Below are 17,038 nucleotides of genomic sequence, written 5' to 3'. Positions count from 1 at the left end.
CATCCTTCCAGGCCGCCCTCCGGGCAAGCCAGATCAGATGTCACCTATCCGTGCGGCAGTCCCTGGTCCGGATCAGCAAGCCACCTTCTGCTGCGGGATGATTCGCCCGCCTTCGCCGAGCGTCCGCGCCACGGACAGCAGCCACAGCGTGTCCGCGATCCGCTGCCGAGCCGTCGACTCGCTCCAGCCCCAAGTCTTCGCCACGACCGAGGCACGCACGCGCTCGACCCCGCCGGCCTTCGCGACCTCGACCGCGACAACCCGTGTCCACGACCCGACCCCGTCAGGCAGGCAGGCCCACAGCTCGGTCATTCCGACCTTCCCACCACCGTCGTGCAGCCGCAGCGCATTGCGCACAACCAGGGCCATGCGCACGGTCTCCCGGCGCGCTTCACGCAGCATCGGCTCCGGCAGGCCCATCAACCGCGAGGCCTCCGCTACGTCGCCGTCGCAGCGCACCAGAACCACCAGGGCCCGAGCGACGGTCTCGCGATTGCGCAGCAGCAGCTGCACCTGCCCCAGCACGGACTCCACAGTCGCCCAGGCCTCCTCCCGGTCCAGAAACTGCTCCTCGAACGAGGCCTCGGCCACGTCGATCACCTGAGCGTCGTCCTCGTCTCCGCCCTGCCCGGCGAAGACCACCGCCGTGCGGCTCATGTGCTTCTGACGGCGGATGAAGTCGATGGCTCGACGCTTGCCGATCATCGTCACCCAGGCCACGAGCGGCCCTTCCGTTGCGCTCCAGCGACCGATGCCCTTGACCGCCGAGATGATCGTTTCCTGCTCGATGTCCTCGGCCTCGGAGCCGAATCCAGCCGGCCCCAGCACTGAGCGAATCACCGGGGAAACAGCCTCCATCGTCTCCAGCACGGCCTGCCACGCCTCCGGCGAGTTTGCCACCAGCCGACCAGCGGTCTGCTGCGGGTTGTCCAGTCCTGCCATCGTTCAGCCCTCCTCGGACCGTTGTGCCAGCCGGTCGGCTCGGCAACCGCCACACTCGTGAGATTCCAGGTGATCCGTGTGGTGGACCGGGCACGACACCCGACGCGTCGACACGGCTGCTCGAGCTGCCGGGACGACCGGCTGAGCCACTTGCCCGGGGCCAGGCTGCGCCGTGGCGCGGAAGACGTCCTCGAGCTGTCCGACGGCCTCGGCAGCTTCGATCATCACGCCGTGATCGTTCTCAATCGCTCGGCTGACGAAAGCCTGCGGTCGGCTCACCGCCCCGCGAGCCCGGCTGAGCACGAGATCCACCACCGCGACCCAGACAGCTTCCGGCCACGACCCGACGGCGGCCCCGTGCTCCATCCGCAACCGAGCGACGTTCACGCCTCGGTGCTGGCTCGGACGGCTAGCCGGAGTCGGCTGCTGAGGATGATCCTCGATCATCGTCATCGGTCGATCATCATCCACAGGCCCGTCCTCGGGCACGGATGATGATGATGGATAAAAGACGGGCGCGCGCGTAGTAGAGAGTCCGCGAGGGTCACTACCGGCACGTCGTTCCGGTAGGACCGGAACAGTGTTCCGGTAGGACCCCTCTACCGGCACGTTGTTCCGGTGGTTCCCACTAGGCGAAACGGAGTTATCCACAGGCGGCGCTTCGTCCACCGGCACGTTGTTCCGGTGGCTCTGACTGGGCGCGATACCTTCCGGTTGCTCGGCCACGAGATCCGGGCCGAAGTCCTCACCGGCAGGCAGACCGCGCTGCGACACCTGCTCTCGCAGCTGCCGGCGCACCTCGCTGAGACCGCCCCAGGCGGCCTTGGAGCTGGCCTTCTCCAGGTGCAGCACGAGACCATCCACGCCGCGCGTTCCGTCGCGCCGAGTCGTGCGCACCCGCGTCATGAGACCGGCTTCTTCCAACTCCGTGATGGCCTTGCGCACGAACCGCTCGCTGTACTCGGTCTTCCATGCCAGGAAGGACTGCGAGACCCGGGCCTCCCCGAAGTCGTCAGCGCTGTCCGCAAGGGCCATCAGCACCAGCTTCTGCGAAGACTTCACCTGCTGCGTCCACGCCCACGAGATCGCCCTGATGCTCATGCTGCGTCCTCCTCGAACAGCTCAGGCCGCGCCGCACGCAGCTCCTTGATCCGGTTGCGCCCCGTGCGCTCAGACACGCCCAGGAAGCTGCCCGCAGTCGACCCCGTGACGGGCTCACCGGCACGACGACGCCCGAGCACCCACTCAGTGAAGTCATCCTCCGACGGACCTTCAGGTTCCTCAGCCGCACGCTCGGGGCGCACCTGTGCCACCGGCGCGGTCTTGATTGCAGGCTCCTCGGCAGGGGCTTCCGGCTCCGTCTCAGGTGCCGGCACCTCGGCAGGAGCCTCAGGCTCGACGGGGGCTTCCGGCTCCGGTTCGGGGGCAGGCTCAGGTGCCGGCACCTCAGCAGGGGCCTCCGGTCCCAGGGTCGGCCCCGCAGCCTCCACTGGGGCCTGTACGGGTGCTGCCTGTCCCACCTGCGGCGACGGCTCAGGCGAGGCCACTGGGACGGACAGCGAGTCTTCAGGCGCCTCCACAGGCTCCACCGGGGCCTGCCGGTCCTGCGGGCGCAGCACCACCAGACGGGCCATTTGCTCGGTCGCCGCGAAGACCCCCAGCGGGGCCAGCGCAGCCAGGGACGCACCGACCCAGGTCTGCCACCACACCTGCTGCGGCACAGCCACAGCGTGCGCCGCGTTCGCAGCCACCGACATCGCAGTGAACACCGCCAAGGATGTCCACGACGGCCACACGGATTCACCACGTGACCGATGCACCAGCACCGCCAGCGCATAGGTGAGGATCGCGCCGTCGATGAAGACCGGCACGGCCCATTGCAGGCCCGGGCCGATGCCCGCCCATGCCGCCACGTCATGCAGCGCCCGGAAGCTCACCGCGAAGCTAGTCAGCCCCAGCAGCCCGACCAGACCCACGACGATCCACTGGACGCCCCGGGTGTCCGGGTCGATTCGCGATGTGCGGGGCGGGGTCGGTGCTACCGTGTCGCTCACCAGCGTTGATCCTTCTGAATCTCGGGTTTTCTGCTGATGAGATGCGCGTCCGGATGCCCCCGGGCGCGCATCGTTTTCTGTGCGCTCAGGCCTGGTCATCATCAGCCTCCTCCAGATCCCCGATGACACCGTCCAGGGACTCGATCACGGTCCCCAAGACACGGCGCAGTGCTTCCTGCGACTCGCCATCCAGGTCGGTGACACCCAGATCGACGATGACTCCGCCAGCAGCCAGTACGGTCCGCGCCGCTGCCATCGTCAGCTGCGTCGGCCCCGGGTCTTGCGGATCCTCAGTCAGGCGCGGCTCCGCCTTGCGCTGCCTCAGCAGCGCCGCGCAACGAGACTCAGCCTCGAGCAGCGCCTGTCGCGGCTCCTCCCACCAAGCAGACTCCGCCGGCTCCGACTCCTGGCCGGAGACCGGCTCCGGGTCCAGGACGTCGCCCGAGAACACGTGACCGTCATCCGCTCCAGGCAGGTTTGAGGGATCAACCACCGGGATCCCGAGCCCATCTAGGGAGACGTCAGCGAACTCGGCAGCGTCTTCCGCTGTCGGAACCGGCTTCTTGGGCTTCTTGTAGGACTTGCCATCCAGGCCCACGACGTTCGAGGACTCCTCAGGTGACCCATTTGGGTCACCTGCCGGCGCGACACGCTGCACCGTGCTGTACGACAGATCCGTGGCCTGTGAGATCGCCCGCATGCTCATGCCGGCTTCGCGCATGGACTGAATGACCTCGTCGCGCTGCTCACGCGGCGGGCGCAGCTGAAGGCCACGGAAGTTCGCATCGATCCAGGCGTCCCAGGTCTCGAAGCCCAGCGGCTCCCACACGCGGCCTTCCCAGGCCTGCACGATCAGCGCGTGGACATCAGCCAGTCCTTCTGCGATCTGGTTCGTCAGCTCGCGCGCATCCGTCTCGTTCAGTGGCTGCGGGTTCGTCGTCATCGTCGTCGTGCTCATGGCTGCGCCTCCTTCTCGTCTGCCGGCAGCAGATCCCGCAGGCTCAGATCCAGCGCCTGAGCCACTGACTCAAGTTCCGAGTACGAGAACTCCCGATCTCCGTTGAGTCGCGCAGAAAGTGAGGTCCGCCCCATCTCGATCCGCGCCGCCAGCTGGGCCTGTGTCATCTCGCAGAAGGCCATCCGAGAGCGGATGGCCAGGGCGAGTCGCTTTTGCTTCGTCATGGGGACACTGTCCCGCTGAGCGGGATGCTATGTCAACAAGAGTGTCCCTTTCAGCGGGACACAGGACCATTTTTCGGACGTTCTGCCCTGCTGTGGGTACAGTGGGTCCATGACAAGTGAGACCACAGAACCCCTGGATCCCCGTGCCGTCCTCGTCGGAAACGAGGTCCGCGCCTGGCTCGGTCGACGCGACGTAAGTCAGTCGCAGATGGCGACCCGCCTAGGGCTGGCAAGAAGTGCAGCATCCCGACGCATGCGTGGAGAGCGCCCGTTCTCGATCACGGAATTGATGGAGATCGCAGACTGGCTCGACATCTCCCTTTTGGAATTGCTCGGCCCCGATCTTGCGCAGGCACGCAAAAGCCCCCGTGGTGACTTGGTCACCACGGGGGCTGGAGGGCTCCCCCGGCTGGACTCGAACCAGCAACCCTTCGATTAACAGTCGAATGCTCTGCCAATTGAGCTACGGGGGAATGCGCACGCCGCGCGTGCAACAGACAGACACCATACCCGCTCCCCCGGGGCCGCGCAAAACACGCGCCCTGCACCGGGGCGGTCGACCCCGCCCCGCACCGGCCCCCGGTCAGGCCGGGCGCAGCTCGCGGCGGCGGGCCTCCAGATCGAGCAGCTGCCGGCTGACCTCGCGGAACCGGTCGGGCTGCTCGACGGAGGAGGTGCGCTGCAGCTCCGCGCGCAGATCCGCCTGCCGGCGGTTGATCTGCCGGTCGAACAGGTGGTTGATCACCCCGGTCGCATAGCGCTCGAGCTGCTGCTCCGAGGAGGCCGGCAGCGCGCGCATGGACAGCCCCGCCAGGTAGCCGTGCAGCTCCTGCGGCAGCGCCGAGCGCACGGCCTCGATCCAGCCGCGCCCCGGGGTGATCGCCTGATCCGCCCCGACCCCGGCGAGCACCTGCGTCACGGCGCGGTGCATCGCGGTGTGCACGGGGTGCGCGCACTCCGCCTCGGCGAACTGCTGCCATTCCGCAGGACCCAGCAGGTGCGGGACCTGCACGACGACCTCGAGGGCCTCCTTCTCCGTGCGCAGCAGCGGATCCCGGGGATCCGGCCACTCGATGCGCGGCGGCTGCGCGGACTCGTCGTCCTGGGGCAGGTCCTCGTCGCCCGGCCGGCCGGGCCCCGGTCGACCGGTCCCCGGGCCGCCGCTCGGCGGACCGCCGGAGTCGTCGACCGGCCGGTCGAACGTGCGCTGCTGCGCTCCACGGGCGCCCCTGCCGTCGCCCCGGGCATCGGCGCGGGCCGCGATCTCGACCGCCTGCACGACGTCGGGGACCTCCAGGCCCAGCCAGCCGGCGAGCCGACGCGCGTAGGCCGGGCGCAGCGTGGTGTCGCGGATCCGGGCGACGATCGGGGCGGTCGCGCGCATGGCCTGGACGCGGCCCTCGAGGGATTCGAGGTCGTAGCGCTTCATGGCCGCCCGGATGGCGAACTCGAACAGCGGGCGCTTGGCGGTGAGCAGCGAGCGGACGGCCGCATCGCCGCGGGCCAGGCGCAGCTCGCACGGGTCCATCCCGTTCGGCTCGACCGCCACGAAGGTCTGGGCCATGAACCGCTGGTCCTCCTCGAAGGCGCGCAGGGCCGCCTTCTGCCCGGCCTCGTCGCCGTCGAAGGTGAACACGACCTCCCCGCCGGAGCCGTCGTCGGAGAGGAAGCGGCGCACGACCTTGATGTGCTCGGCGCCGAAGGCCGTGCCGCACGTGGCCACCGCGGTGGGGACCCCGGCCAGGTGCATGGCCATCACGTCGGTGTAGCCCTCCACGACGACCACCTGGCGCTGGCGGGCGATCTGCCGCTTGGCCTTGTCGATGCCGTAGAGCACCGTGGACTTCTTGTAGAGCTGGGTCTCGGGGGTGTTGAGGTACTTGGGGCCCTGATCGTCCTCGTAGAGCTTCCGGGCGCCGAAGCCGATGATCTCCCCGCCGATGGCCCGGATCGGGAAGACGAGCCGCCCGCGGAAGCGGTCGATCAGCCCGCTGCGCCCCGAGGAGAACATGCCCGTGGCCTCGAGCTCCTCCTCGGTGTAGCCGCGCTTGCGCAGATGATCGAGCAGCCGGGTCCACCCCTGGGGCGCGTAGCCCACGCCGTAGTCGGCGGCGTCCTGCGGGGAGAAGCCGCGCTGGCCCAGGTACCGATGCGCCTCGCGGGCCGCTGCCGTGCGCAGCTGGGCCTGGAAGTACTCGGCGGCGACCTTGTGGGCGTCCAGCAGCCGCTGTCGGCGCCCGACCGTGGCCTTGTCCGGCCCGCTGCCCTGCTCGTAGTGCAGCTCGTAGCCGATGCGCGCGGCCAGCCGCTCGACGGTCTCCGCGAAGGTCGTGTGCTCCATCGCCTGCACGAACGCGATGACGTCGCCGGACTCGTCGCACCCGAAGCAGTGGTACGTCCCGTACTGCGGGCGCACGTGGAAGGAGGGCGTCCGCTCGTCGTGGAACGGGCACAGCCCCTTGTAGGAGCCGATGCCGGCGGACTTGAGCGTGACGTAGCCTTCGACGATCTCGCGGATGTCGGTCCGCGAGCGCACTTCGTCGATGTCCTCGCGCTTGATCAGTCCGGCCACCGCTCCATCCTACGGCCGGCACCGGAGACCCTCGGTCGCAGCCCCTCAGTCCCGGGCCGGCTCGCCGTGGACGACGGTCCGGCCGTCGTCGGCCTCCAGGGTGCGCGTGGCCGTGAGCGCCCCGCCGCCGATCAGGGCCGCGAGCGCGAAGGCGAAGAACCCCCACGGGTAGGCCAGGCCGGCCGAGAGCAGCCCGCCGCCCAGCAGCGGCCCGGAGATCGCGCCCAGTCGCCCGGTGCCGGCCGACATGCCCAGGGCGGTGGCCCGCACCCGGGCCGGGTAGTTGGCGGCCGTGAAGGCGTAGACCAGCACCTGGGCGGAGAACACGAAGCAGCCGGTGATGAAGACCATGACGTAGATCCCGCCCAGCGGCAGCCGGATCACCAGGGCCGCGAGCATCACGGCCGCCCCGAGGAACCACACGATCCCGGCCACCCGCGGGGTGAACCGATCGGCCGCGCGCCCGGAGATGATCAGCCCGACGATCGCGCCGATGTTGAGCACGAGCAGGAAGCCCAGGGCATTGCCGAGGTCGTAGTCGGCCGCGCGCATGATCTGCGGCAGCCACGTGTTCAGCCCGTAGACCAGCAGCAGGCCCATGAACGAGGCGACCCACAGGATCACGGTGTTGCGCCGGTACGGCCCGGACAGCAGCAGCCCCGCGCCGGCGGGCCCCTGCTCCCCGGCGGCCCCGGCACGGGCCAGGGCCTCCTCGCGCTCCAGGCGGGCCCGGAAGTCGATGCCGTAGTGCTCGGCGACCTGCCGCGCCTCCTCGGTGCGGCCCTGGGACAGCAGGTACTCGGGGGATTCCGGGAGGAGGACGAGCATCAGCGGGATGAGGATCAGCGCGGGCAGGGCGCCCACGACGAACATCGCGTGCCAGGAGACCTGGGTGACCATCCAGATCGCGATCGCGGCGGTGAGCACCGCGCCCACGTGGTAGCCGGTCATCACGGTGGTGGTCGCGTTGCCCGTGCGCCGCTCGGACGAGAACTCGGTCACCATCGAGATGCTCGTGGGCAGGCAGCCGCCCAGGCCGACGCCCGCCAGGAAGCGCAGCGCGCCGAAGACCGCGATCGAGTCCGTGAACGCCATGGCGAAGGTCAGCACGGAGAAGATCGCGACCGCGCCGATCAGCATCCGGCGCCGGCCGAAGCGGTCCGTGGCCCAGCCCATGCCCAGGGCCCCGAGCATCATCCCGAACAGCCCTGCGGTGGCCACGGCCGTCCCGGAGGCGGCGGTCAGCCCGAAGGACTCGTCCTCGATCATCGAGGGCATCACGGCCCCCAGGACCACGGCGTCGAAGCCGTCGAGCAGCACGGCGATCCAGCACAGCGGAGCCACCCAGGCCCGGCCGCGGAGGATCTGGCGGGAGCGGACGTCGCGGGGCACGGGGACTCGACCCGCCGTCAGCGCCGGATCACGGACTGGCGGCGCAGCTCCCGGGCGAACACGAGGCTCCCGGCCGCGATGAGGACGAGGCCCAGGACGAGCCCGGCCACCCGCACCCACACGGCGACCTCCACCAGATGCGGGACGACGATCGCCGCGGCGGCCGCCAGCAGGATGACGGCCGAGGCGATCATCCCCGGGGCACGGGAGACCTGCTCCGCCTCCGCCGAGGTCGCCGGAGCACTGCGGTCTGGGGTCTGCGGTGCCGATGCCATGATCTGGTGCTCCTTGAGGTGGTGATGCCACGGGGCCGGCCGGCCCGGCAGCGGCAGATGCCGTGCGGGCGTCCGGAGGGACGACGGAGCCCGTCGGCGTCCCATCCTACCGAGGGAGCCGACGGGCCCGATCGGCCGGGGCGGATGGCCGCCGGCCGGAGGGCGGGCCCGCGATCAGGCCAGCATGATGCCGGCGATCGCGGCGCTCATGAGGTTGGCCAGCGTGGCGGCGAGGATCGCGCGGATGCCGAGCTCGGCGATCTCCGGCCGGCGCTCCGGGGCCAGGCTGCCCAGGCCGCCGAGCAGGATGCCCAGCGAGCTCAGGTTGGCGAATCCGGTCAGGGCGAACGTCGTGATCGCCGCCGTCTTGGGGCTGAAGCTGTCGATCTGGGGCCCGAAGTCGGCGAAGGCCACGAACTCGTTGACCACGACCTTCTGGCCCACGAAGCCGCCCGAGGCCACCGCCTCGTGCCACGGCACGCCGATCATGGTCATGATCGGGGCGAAGACCCAGCCCAGGATCTGCTCGAAGGTCAGATCGGGGGCCCCGAACCAGCCGCCGACAATGCCGATGAGCAGGTTCAGCAGGGCGATCAGCGAGATGAAGGCCAGCAGCATGGCCCCCACGGTCAGCGCCAGGCGCAGGCCGTCGCTCGCGCCCGCGGCGGCGGCGTCGATCACGTTGCGGTGCTTGAGGGCATCGCCCGGATCGTCGACGACGGCCGCGGCCTCGTCCTTCTCGGCCTCGCGGGCCCAGGGGGCCGCGTCGTCCCCGCCGTGGGCGGGCGCCGCGACCGGGGCGTCGTCGTTCTCGGCCGCCAGCTGGGCGGCCCCCGCCTTCTCGAGGCGATCGGCCTCCTCGTCCGGCACGGTCTCGGGCTCGAGGATCTTGGCCATGAGCAGCGCGCCCGGGGCGGCCATGAAGCTGGCCGCGATGAGGTACTCGAGCGGGGCGCCCAGCAGCGAGTAGCCCACGAGCACGGAGCCGGCAACCGTCGACAGCCCGCCGACCATCACGGCGAACATCCCGGAGCGGGTGAGGCCCGGGATGTACGGGCGGATCACCAGCGGCGCCTCGGTCTGGCCCACGAAGATGTTGGCCGCCGCGTTCACGGACTCGGCGCGCCGGGTGCCGAGCAGCCAGCCGATGCCGCGGCCGAGCCAGTTCACGACGAACTGCAGGATGCCCCAGTGGTAGAGCACCGCGGTCAGGGACGCGAAGAAGATGATGACGGGGAGGACCTGCAGGGCGAAGATGACGCCCTGGCCCTCGGCCGGCAGCAGCCCGCCGAAGACGAACTCGATGCCGGCGTTGGCGGAGCCGATGACCTGCTGGACGCCGTCGGACACGGCCGCCAGCATCCGCTGCCCGAACGGCCAGTACAGGACGCCGAGGCCGAACAGCACCTGCAGGCCGAGGGCTGCGACCACGGTGCGGATCCTGATCGCCCGCCGGTTCGAGGAGAGGAGGACGGCGATCAGCAGGATGCCTGCCATGCCGCCGATGCCCCAGAGGATTCCGATCACGGTGCCATACCTGTTCCCGCGTCCTGCGCGTAGCTGTTCCGTGCCCGTCCGGCGGTGCTCCCGGGACGGGCCTGCTCATCGCCGCGCGTCAGCGGGTGCGGACCCCGCGGCGTCTCCGACTCGTGGCGGATGCGGTGGCAGTCTAGGCGGGCTGAGCGGCTCCTGGGGGCACCCTGGGCATTCGGCTCGCCGACGGGAGCGCCGGCCGCCTCACCACAGCGGCGTGTCGCCCAGGCGCCGGTCGGTGCCCTGGATCCGGTGGTGCAGCCGCACGGCGGACGTGTCCGTCAGGGAGGCCACCTGGTCGATGACGATCCGCAGCCGCAGGTCCTCCGCACCGGGGCCGTCGCCGACGTCATGCCATTCGCCGCGGAACTCGGGGGCCAGGTAGCGGCCGTCGGAGTCCATCATCGCGTCGACGAGCAGGCGCAGCGTCTCGCGCTGCCGGTCGTAGACCGTCTGCGAATCCCGCTCGGTCATCACGTAGGTCACCGCGATGCCCTTGAGCACGGCGATCTCGAGGTCGGTCCCGCGCGGGACCACGAGGGAGGCGTCGTAGCGGGTCAGCGGGTCGGAGCCGGTCACCCGCCGCGTGGCCGCGACGGCCGACATCGCGAAGCGCCCGATCAGCTGGGAGGTCATGTCCTTGAGCCGGGCCAGGTCCTGGCGCGAGCCGTGCATCTCGGGGATCCACTCGGGGGCGTGCTCGAGCCGGCTCAGGGCCTCGTCGAGCTCGTCGTCCTCGGCCCCGGGCAGGTACCACTCGCGGGTCTTGTCGAACACGCGCTGCCGCTGGGCGGGGTCCTTGAGCCGGCTCAGGCGCAGGGCGCCGGCCGCGACGGCGTCCTCGACGTCGTGCACCGAGTAGGAGATGTCGTCGGCCAGGTCCATGACCTGCGCCTCGAGGCACTTGGTGCGCGCCGGCGCGCCCTGGCGCATCCACTCGAAGACGGGCAGGTCGTCCTCGTAGACCCCGAACTTCCGCGAGCGCGTGCCGTCCGGACGCTGCGGGGCCTCCGAGGCGCGCCACGGGTACTTGCAGGTGGCGTCCAGGGCGGCGCGGGTCAGGTTCAGCCCCGCGGGTCGCCCGTTCGGGGCGGCGACCTTGGGCTCGAGGCGCACGAGCAGCCGCAGGGTCTGCGCGTTGCCCTCGAAGCCGCCGATGGGCCGGGCGAGCGCGTCGAGCTCCGTCTCCCCGTTGTGCCCGAACGGCGGGTGGCCGAGGTCGTGGGACAGGCACGCCGCATCGACGACGTCCGGGTTGCAGCCCAGGAGGCGCCCGATCTCGCGGCCGATCTGCGCGACCTCCAGGGAATGGGTCAGGCGGTTGCGCGCGAAGTCGTCGGCGCCGGGGTCGACGACCTGGGTCTTGGCGGCCAGACGGCGCAGCGCCGAGGAGTGCAGGATGCGGGCGCGATCGCGCTCGAAGTGGGAGCGGTACTTGTTGTGGTGATCCTCGCGCACCCAGCGCTCGATGTCGCGCTCCCGGTAGCCCGGCTCGACCTCCCGGGTGCGGTCGACGGCGGCGAGCATCTCGGCGACCCCGTCGAGGGGCAGCTCCTGCTGGGCATCGGGGGTCGCATCATCCATCACTCCCCCATTCTGCCCGGTGCCGGGGTCGCGGCCGGACGGTGCGACGCCCTGCGGGCGCGGCTCAGCCGCCGGAGATGTCGAGCTCGGCGTCGACCAGGCCCAGGCGCTGGTCGTCGTGGATCTGCCGGTCCTCGAGCCAGCGATCCGGCAGGGCGGCCTTCTTGGGACTGCCGGCGCGCCCGCGCGGGCCCTCGACCGCCGCACCGGGGTACGGGAGGTCGAGGTCCAGCTCGCTGAGCATCTCCTCGAGCTGCTCGAGCGTCTCCACGAGCGACAACCGCGCGCGCAGCTCGCCTCCCACGGGGTAGCCCTTGAAGTACCAGGAGACGTGCTTGCGGATCTCGCGCAGGCCCTGGCGCTCGTCGCCGTCCTGCTCGACCAGCAGCTGAGCGTGGCGGTGGAGGGTCGCGGCCACGGCCCGCAGCCCGGGCCGCGCCCTCTCCCGGCTGCCGTCGAACGCCGCCTGCAGGTCGCCGAACAGCCACGGCCGGCCCTGGCAGCCGCGGCCGATGACGACGCCGTCCACGCCGGTCTCGTCCACCATGCGCACGGCGTCCTCCGCGGACCAGATGTCGCCGTTGCCCAGGATCGGCATGTCGGGGATCGCCTCGCGCAGCCGGGCGATCGCCGACCAGTCGGCCGTGCCGGAGTAGTGCTGCTCCAGGGTCCGCCCGTGCAGGGTCATCCCGGCGACGCCGAGATCGCGGGCCATGCGCCCTGTCTCGAGATAGGTGAGGTGCTCGTCGTCGATCCCCTTGCGGGTCTTGATCGTCACCGGGATCCCGCCCCGGTCGGCCTCCCTCACGGCCGTGGAGAGGATGGCCTCGAGCAGGTCCGTCTTCCACGGGAGGGCGGACCCCCCGCCGCGCTTGGTCACCTTGGGCACCGGGCAACCGAAGTTGAGGTCGATGTGATCGGCGATGTCCTCCTCGACCACCATCCGCACGGCCCGGCCCACGTTGACCGCGTCCACGCCGTAGATCTGCACCGAGCGCGGCGTCTCATGAGGATCGTGGTGGACGATCTGCAGGGACTTGGGGCGGCGCTCGGCGAGCGCGCGGGCGGTGACCATCTCGGTCACGTACAGCCCGCCGCCGTGCGCGCGGCACAGCTCGCGGAAGGCCTTGTTGGTCACCCCTGCCATGGGGGCCAGCACCACCGGGACGTCGATCGTGAGCCCTCCGAGCCGCAGCGGCGGCAGATCGAGCGTGACGGCCTCCTCTGCCGAGGAGGTCTCGACGGTCCCGGGGCCGAACGGCTGCCGGAACGACGACGAGCGCGGCGGCACCTTCTCCTGCGGCGCGGCCGCGGTCTCCTCACGGGGCTCAGCGGTGGTGGTCATCCGGGCATTCTCCCACAGGCGCGGCCACGGGATCGGGCGATCTTCGGCACAGCCTCCCGACGCACGGCCCCGTCCCGCGAGCTGCCCTCCGCCGCAGCAGGCTGTTCACAGGAGCAAACGCATGGCCTAGGGTGGGAGCAGCTCGCCGCGGCGCACTCCCCGATCGCGCCGCCCCACCGTCAGGAGACCGCCGTGTCCCACGTTCCGAACAGCCCCGACAGCTCCTCCGGCAGGACCCCGTCCGCTGCGCCGCAGCCCTGGGACGGGCGGGCCGGCGATCACCCGCAGGACGTCGATCGGCAGCAGGCCGGTCGGCAGTCCTGGGGGCAGCCCGAGGCGGGCTATCCGCCCGCGCCGACTCGGCCGCCCGCCCCGCATCCCGGTCCGCTTCCGGCCTGGGGCGGCCCGCAGGACCCGGCGGCCGTCCAGGCCGCCTGGCGCTACTCGGCGCGCGCCAAGAACAGCACGGTGGCATGGCTGCTCTGGATCGGCGGGCCGTTCCTCGTGGGGCTGCCGATCCATGACTTCTACTTCGGCGCCGTCCTGCGCGGTCTGCTCAAGCTGGGCCTGATCGTGCTGGTCTTCGTCGCCCTGTTCGGCGGCATGATCGCCTCCCCGGGCATGTACGACACCGGCAGCACCAGCATGGTGCCCATGATGATCGGCCTCGCGGTCGCGGCGCTGGCCGCCCTGGCCGTCATCGTGTGGTGGATCGTCGACGGAGTGAGGATGACCCGGCGGATCGAGGAGACGAATGAGCGCATCCGCCGCGAGATCGCCGACGAGCAGGGCGTCGATCCCTGGACCTTCTGAGCGCCGGTCGTTCTGCGAGTCCGGATCGGAGCCGCCCGGTCCATCACATCCGTCTCAGGTCCCGGGCCTAGAATCGGTGCACCTCCGCGGCCGTCGTGCCTGCTCAGCAGGTCGTCGGCGGCGCGGGCGCCGATCACCCGAGCACTTCCGATGGAGGACCCATGGCCGACCGGTCCGTCACCGCGTCCCTGCACCCGATCCGGGACGACCTCATGGAGGACGAGCAGTCGCCTCCCCCCGCCGAGCGCGGGGACGAGCACAGCGACGACCCCGGCGGGGAGCTGACCTGGCAGGTGCAGGCGGCGCCGACGCACGGCGCGGCCGACGCGCTGCCCGCCGCCTGGGCCTACGGCTCCCGGCGCAGGAAGGAGTCCGTCGCCTGGACGCTGTGGACGGGCGCGGCCATGACGCTGCTGTGGTTCCCCGCCCTGGATGCGTATCTGCGCAGCTTCGGGTCCCTGGCCGTCAAGCTCGTGATCTGGCTGGGCGGCGCCGTGTCGGTGGCCGTCGCGGTGCTGGCCGCTCCTCCCGTCGGGCTGCGCGACCAGTGGCTGTGGGGCACCACGATCGGCGCCGTGATCACCGGCTCGGCCTGCCTGCTCGTGCTGATCCTGTGGTGGCTCGTGGACGGGCTGCGCATGCGCTCGCGTCTCGAGCACCTCGACGAGCAGACCCGCCGGGAGGTCATGCACGACTACGGCATCGATCCCCGCGAGGTCGTCGCCCCGGCCCTCTGAGGCAGCACGGCGCTGACCGCCCGCACCGGGGGTGCCGGTGCGGGCGGCCGAGCCGGAGCAGAGGCAGGGGCCCGGTGCCGAGCCGGCGGGCCGGCGCACCGCGGCGGCTCAGCGCGGAGCCGTCTCCCGGTCCTCCGGATCGGCGTAGGTCACGGCCTCGTCGATCACCTTGGCGACGCCGTCGGCCACGAGCTGGGCGCACACGATGGCCAGCGGCCGCATGGCATCGGTGACCTCGACGCGCACCGGGTAGCGGGCCACGAGCAGTCCCATGAGCTTGGCGACGGCGACCGCCGCCTCCTCGTCGGGCAGGCGCGGGTCCCAGCCCACCAGGACGTCCGTCGGCAGGTCGTCGAGCTCGGCCAGCCGCTCGGGATCGGCCTCCGCGCGCTCCTGGTCGAGCTCGAGAGAGCGGTAGCTCACGGCGAAGGCGCCGATCGTGCCGCGCCGGCCCGCCCCGCGATCCACCCCGCGGCGCAGGACGATCGCCCCGTAGGCCTGGGACGTCTCCGACAGGAACTGCCGGTTGACCTGCCCGACGGACAGCTCCGCGGGGCGGTCCCAGGCATTGGCGCGGGCGTAGAACTCCCCCACCGCTCGGGTGAGCTCGACCGATCCGGTGGCCAGGTCCTCGATCGCCTCGGTCGCGGAGTCGCCCTCGCCGATCGGCTGCGGAGGCAGCGCCCCCGGAGCGATCACCACGTGGCGATGGGTCATGACCGGGACCATGCCCGCATGCTCGGCATAGCCGGCCCCGGTGGTCCCCGGCGCGGCCTTGGTCCGCAGCGGCCTGCCCGGGAACGCCTCGTCGGCGATCTCGCGCAGCCGCCGCTCGAGCAGCCGGCCGACGCCCTCGCCGCGATCGGCCGTGGCCACCTCGACGAACGCCCACAGCCGCTCGGGGTGCATGGGGTGCAGCTGCACCGCGCCGGCGCCGATCACGACGCCGTCGTCGACGGCCACGACGGTGCGCGACCACGCGGGCTCGTCGGCATCCGAGCCCAGCAGGGCCCGCAGCGCGACGACGGGATCGGCCTCGGCGGCGGGCAGGACCTCGAGCAGGGCGAGGTCGTCGCCGTCCTTCCAGGAGCGCAGTTCGACAGCCATGCGCGCGCTCAGCAGCCCAGCTTCTCGGCGAGGTAGGAGGTGACCCGGTCCAGGGAGACGCGCTCCTGGGTCATCTCGTCGCGCTCGCGGATGGTCACGGCCTGGTCCTCGAGGGTGTCGAAGTCCACGGTCACGCAGTACGGCGTGCCGATCTCGTCCTGGCGGCGGTAGCGGCGGCCGATGGCCCCGGCGTCGTCGTAGTCGATGTTCCAGCGCCGGCGCAGCTCGGCGGCCAGGTCCTCGGCCACGGGCCGGAGGTCGTCCTTCTTGGACAGCGGCAGCACCGCGGCCTTGACCGGGGCCAGGCGCGGATCCAGCCCGAGCACGGTGCGCACGTCGGTGCCGCCCTTGGTGTTGGGCGCCTCGTCCTCGCGGTAGGAGTCGGCCAGGAAGGCCATCATGGAGCGGGTCAGCCCGAAGGACGGCTCGATCACGTACGGGGTGTAGCGCTCCCCCGTGGCCTGGTCGAAGTACTGCATCTTGGTGCCCGAGGACTCGGTGTGGTTGGACAGGTCGAAGTCCGTGCGATTGGCCACGCCCATGAGCTCGCCCCACTCGGAGCCCTGGAAGCCGAAGCGGTACTCGAGGTCGATCGTGGCATCGGAGTAGTGGGCGCGCTCATCGTCCGGGACGTCGAAGCGGCGCAGGTTCTCCGGGTTCACGCCCAGGTCGGTGAACCAGCGCTCGCAGTCGTCGACCCAGGTCTCGAAGGACTCCCGGGCCTGGTCCGGGTGGACGAAGTACTCGATCTCCATCTGCTCGAACTCGCGCGTGCGGAAGATGAAGTTGCCGGGCGTGATCTCGTTGCGGAAGGCCTTGCCGATCTGGCCGATGCCGAACGGCGGGCGCTGGCGGGCGGCGGTGACCACGTTGAGGAAGTTCACGAAGATGCCCTGGGCGGTCTCGGGGCGCAGGTAGTGCTTGCCCTTCTCGTCGTCCACGGGGCCCAGGTAGGTCTTCATGAGCCCGGAGAACTGCTGCGGATCCGTCCACTGGCCCTTGGTGCCGCAGTGGGGGCAGCTGACCTCGGCCATGGACTCGGGCGCGCGGCCCTTCTTGTCCTCGAAGGCCTCCTCGAGGTGATCCTGGCGGTGGCGGGTGTGGCACGAGGTGCACTCCACGAGCGGGTCGGTGAAGGTGGCGACGTGGCCCGAGGCCTCCCACACGGCCGAGGGCAGGATGATCGAGGAGTCCAGACCCACCATGTCCCGGCGTCCGCGCACGAAGCTCTGCCACCACTCGCGCTTGATGTTCTCCTTGAGCTCCGCGCCGAGGGGTCCGTAGTCCCAGGCCGAGCGCGAGCCGCCGTAGATCTCACCCGCCTGGAACACGAATCCGCGTCGCTTGCACAGCGAGATGACGTTGTCCAGCGTGGACTTGGGGGCCATGTGATGCACACTCCGGTATCTGCCGCGACCGCTGGCTGCGGCCTGGCGAGGGTCCTGCTCCGCGCGGGCAGCGCGGAGCTCGAGATCGTGGGGGCGCCCGCGGGCGCCACGGGC

General features: G+C 71.1%; 16 protein-coding genes and 1 tRNA gene. 3 read left to right on the top strand and 14 right to left on the bottom strand.

Annotated features, from left to right (window positions below; genetic code table 11):
* Nucleotides 1–72: 72 nt before the first annotated feature.
* The 5 genes from FSY66_RS09055 to FSY66_RS09035 form a co-directional block, all read right to left on the bottom strand.
* Nucleotides 73–942 carry an RNA polymerase sigma factor gene (locus FSY66_RS09055; protein ID WP_144793963.1) on the bottom strand — a complete coding sequence of 290 codons (870 nt, stop codon included), beginning with the start codon at nt 940–942 and terminating at the stop codon, nt 73–75.
* A 3-nt stretch (nt 943–945) separates the two neighbouring features.
* A complete protein-coding gene (locus tag FSY66_RS09050; RefSeq protein ID WP_144793959.1) occupies nt 946–2,043 on the bottom strand; it encodes a helix-turn-helix domain-containing protein in 1,098 nt (365 codons plus the stop codon).
* Complete coding sequence (locus FSY66_RS09045; protein ID WP_186304522.1) at nt 2,040–2,996, bottom strand: DUF2637 domain-containing protein; 957 nt, start codon at nt 2,994–2,996, stop codon at nt 2,040–2,042. Before FSY66_RS09045 ends, FSY66_RS09050 begins: the two co-directional genes overlap by 4 nt.
* 85 nt (nt 2,997–3,081) lie before the next feature.
* On the bottom strand, nt 3,082–3,954 hold the full coding sequence (locus FSY66_RS09040; protein ID WP_144793952.1) for a helix-turn-helix domain-containing protein: 873 nt from the start codon (nt 3,952–3,954) through the stop codon (nt 3,082–3,084).
* Complete coding sequence (locus tag FSY66_RS09035; protein ID WP_144793948.1) at nt 3,951–4,178, bottom strand: helix-turn-helix transcriptional regulator; 228 nt, start codon at nt 4,176–4,178, stop codon at nt 3,951–3,953. Before FSY66_RS09035 ends, FSY66_RS09040 begins: the two co-directional genes overlap by 4 nt.
* 109 nt (nt 4,179–4,287) lie before the next feature.
* Here FSY66_RS09035 and FSY66_RS13115 point away from each other — a divergent pair, with 109 nt between their 5' ends.
* Nucleotides 4,288–4,617, top strand: a complete 330-nt coding sequence (locus FSY66_RS13115) for a helix-turn-helix domain-containing protein (protein WP_144793986.1) — start codon at nt 4,288–4,290, stop codon at nt 4,615–4,617.
* Here FSY66_RS13115 and FSY66_RS09025 read toward each other — a convergent pair.
* The 7 genes from FSY66_RS09025 to dusB all read right to left on the bottom strand — a co-directional run bounded on the left by FSY66_RS09025 (nt 4,579) and on the right by dusB (nt 12,879).
* Nucleotides 4,579–4,651 (bottom strand) — tRNA-Asn (locus FSY66_RS09025). The two genes, FSY66_RS13115 and FSY66_RS09025, sit on opposite strands and share 39 nt — an antisense overlap.
* Before the next feature lie 110 nt (nt 4,652–4,761).
* Nucleotides 4,762–6,750 carry a DNA primase gene (gene dnaG, locus FSY66_RS09020; RefSeq protein ID WP_144793944.1) on the bottom strand — a complete coding sequence of 663 codons (1,989 nt, stop codon included), beginning with the start codon at nt 6,748–6,750 and terminating at the stop codon, nt 4,762–4,764.
* Nucleotides 6,751–6,795: 45 nt separating this feature from the next.
* Nucleotides 6,796–8,142, bottom strand: coding sequence for an MFS transporter (locus FSY66_RS09015; protein ID WP_144793941.1), 1,347 nt, complete (start codon nt 8,140–8,142; stop codon nt 6,796–6,798).
* Between the two features lie 17 nt (nt 8,143–8,159).
* Nucleotides 8,160–8,417 carry a hypothetical protein gene (locus FSY66_RS09010; protein ID WP_144793938.1) on the bottom strand — a complete coding sequence of 86 codons (258 nt, stop codon included), beginning with the start codon at nt 8,415–8,417 and terminating at the stop codon, nt 8,160–8,162.
* Between the two features lie 174 nt (nt 8,418–8,591).
* The gene (locus FSY66_RS09005; protein ID WP_144793935.1) at nt 8,592–9,944 is read right to left on the bottom strand and encodes a NupC/NupG family nucleoside CNT transporter; all 1,353 of its coding nucleotides are present in this window, start codon (nt 9,942–9,944) and stop codon (nt 8,592–8,594) included.
* Nucleotides 9,945–10,154: 210 nt separating this feature from the next.
* Nucleotides 10,155–11,477: a deoxyguanosinetriphosphate triphosphohydrolase gene (locus FSY66_RS09000; protein ID WP_144793983.1), complete on the bottom strand. Its 1,323-nt coding sequence runs from the start codon at nt 11,475–11,477 to the stop codon at nt 10,155–10,157.
* Nucleotides 11,478–11,598: 121 nt separating this feature from the next.
* Nucleotides 11,599–12,879, bottom strand: coding sequence for a tRNA dihydrouridine synthase DusB (dusB, locus tag FSY66_RS08995; protein WP_260853609.1), 1,281 nt, complete (start codon nt 12,877–12,879; stop codon nt 11,599–11,601).
* Between the two features lie 192 nt (nt 12,880–13,071).
* On the opposite strand from dusB, the gene FSY66_RS08990 reads away from it, so the two are divergent.
* Nucleotides 13,072–13,692, top strand: coding sequence for a TM2 domain-containing protein (locus tag FSY66_RS08990; protein ID WP_144793932.1), 621 nt, complete (start codon nt 13,072–13,074; stop codon nt 13,690–13,692).
* Between the two features lie 161 nt (nt 13,693–13,853).
* Nucleotides 13,854–14,429: a hypothetical protein gene (locus FSY66_RS08985; RefSeq protein WP_144793929.1), complete on the top strand. Its 576-nt coding sequence runs from the start codon at nt 13,854–13,856 to the stop codon at nt 14,427–14,429.
* 108 nt (nt 14,430–14,537) lie between these two features.
* Here FSY66_RS08985 and FSY66_RS08980 read toward each other — a convergent pair whose 3' ends face one another.
* On the bottom strand, nt 14,538–15,536 hold the full coding sequence (locus tag FSY66_RS08980) for an N-acetyltransferase (RefSeq protein ID WP_144793926.1): 999 nt from the start codon (nt 15,534–15,536) through the stop codon (nt 14,538–14,540).
* An 8-nt stretch (nt 15,537–15,544) separates the two neighbouring features.
* Entirely contained in the window at nt 15,545–16,924 is a 1,380-nt protein-coding gene (locus FSY66_RS08975; RefSeq protein WP_144793923.1) for a glycine--tRNA ligase, read from the bottom strand.
* Between the last annotated feature and the right edge of the window lie 114 nt (nt 16,925–17,038).

The organism is Kocuria palustris (assembly GCF_007666205.1).
Lineage (GTDB): Bacteria > Actinomycetota > Actinomycetes > Actinomycetales > Micrococcaceae > Kocuria > Kocuria palustris_A.
The sequence above is the reverse complement of the archived record's forward strand: the minus strand, read 5'-3'. Positions and strand labels throughout refer to the sequence as shown.

Coding starts and splice junctions, on each gene's coding strand:
- FSY66_RS09055 (WP_144793963.1), bottom strand. CDS start 942: ATGGCAGGACTGGACAACCCGCAGCAGACCGCTGGTCGGCTGGTGGCA.
- FSY66_RS09050 (WP_144793959.1), bottom strand. CDS start 2,043: ATGAGCATCAGGGCGATCTCGTGGGCGTGGACGCAGCAGGTGAAGTCT.
- FSY66_RS09040 (WP_144793952.1), bottom strand. CDS start 3,954: ATGAGCACGACGACGATGACGACGAACCCGCAGCCACTGAACGAGACG.
- FSY66_RS09035 (WP_144793948.1), bottom strand. CDS start 4,178: ATGACGAAGCAAAAGCGACTCGCCCTGGCCATCCGCTCTCGGATGGCC.
- FSY66_RS13115 (WP_144793986.1), top strand. CDS start 4,288: ATGACAAGTGAGACCACAGAACCCCTGGATCCCCGTGCCGTCCTCGTC.
- FSY66_RS09010 (WP_144793938.1), bottom strand. CDS start 8,417: ATGGCATCGGCACCGCAGACCCCAGACCGCAGTGCTCCGGCGACCTCG.
- FSY66_RS09000 (WP_144793983.1), bottom strand. CDS start 11,477: ATGCTCGCCGCCGTCGACCGCACCCGGGAGGTCGAGCCGGGCTACCGG.
- dusB (WP_260853609.1), bottom strand. CDS start 12,879: ATGACCACCACCGCTGAGCCCCGTGAGGAGACCGCGGCCGCGCCGCAG.
- FSY66_RS08985 (WP_144793929.1), top strand. CDS start 13,854: ATGGCCGACCGGTCCGTCACCGCGTCCCTGCACCCGATCCGGGACGAC.
- FSY66_RS08980 (WP_144793926.1), bottom strand. CDS start 15,536: ATGGCTGTCGAACTGCGCTCCTGGAAGGACGGCGACGACCTCGCCCTG.
- FSY66_RS08975 (WP_144793923.1), bottom strand. CDS start 16,924: ATGGCCCCCAAGTCCACGCTGGACAACGTCATCTCGCTGTGCAAGCGA.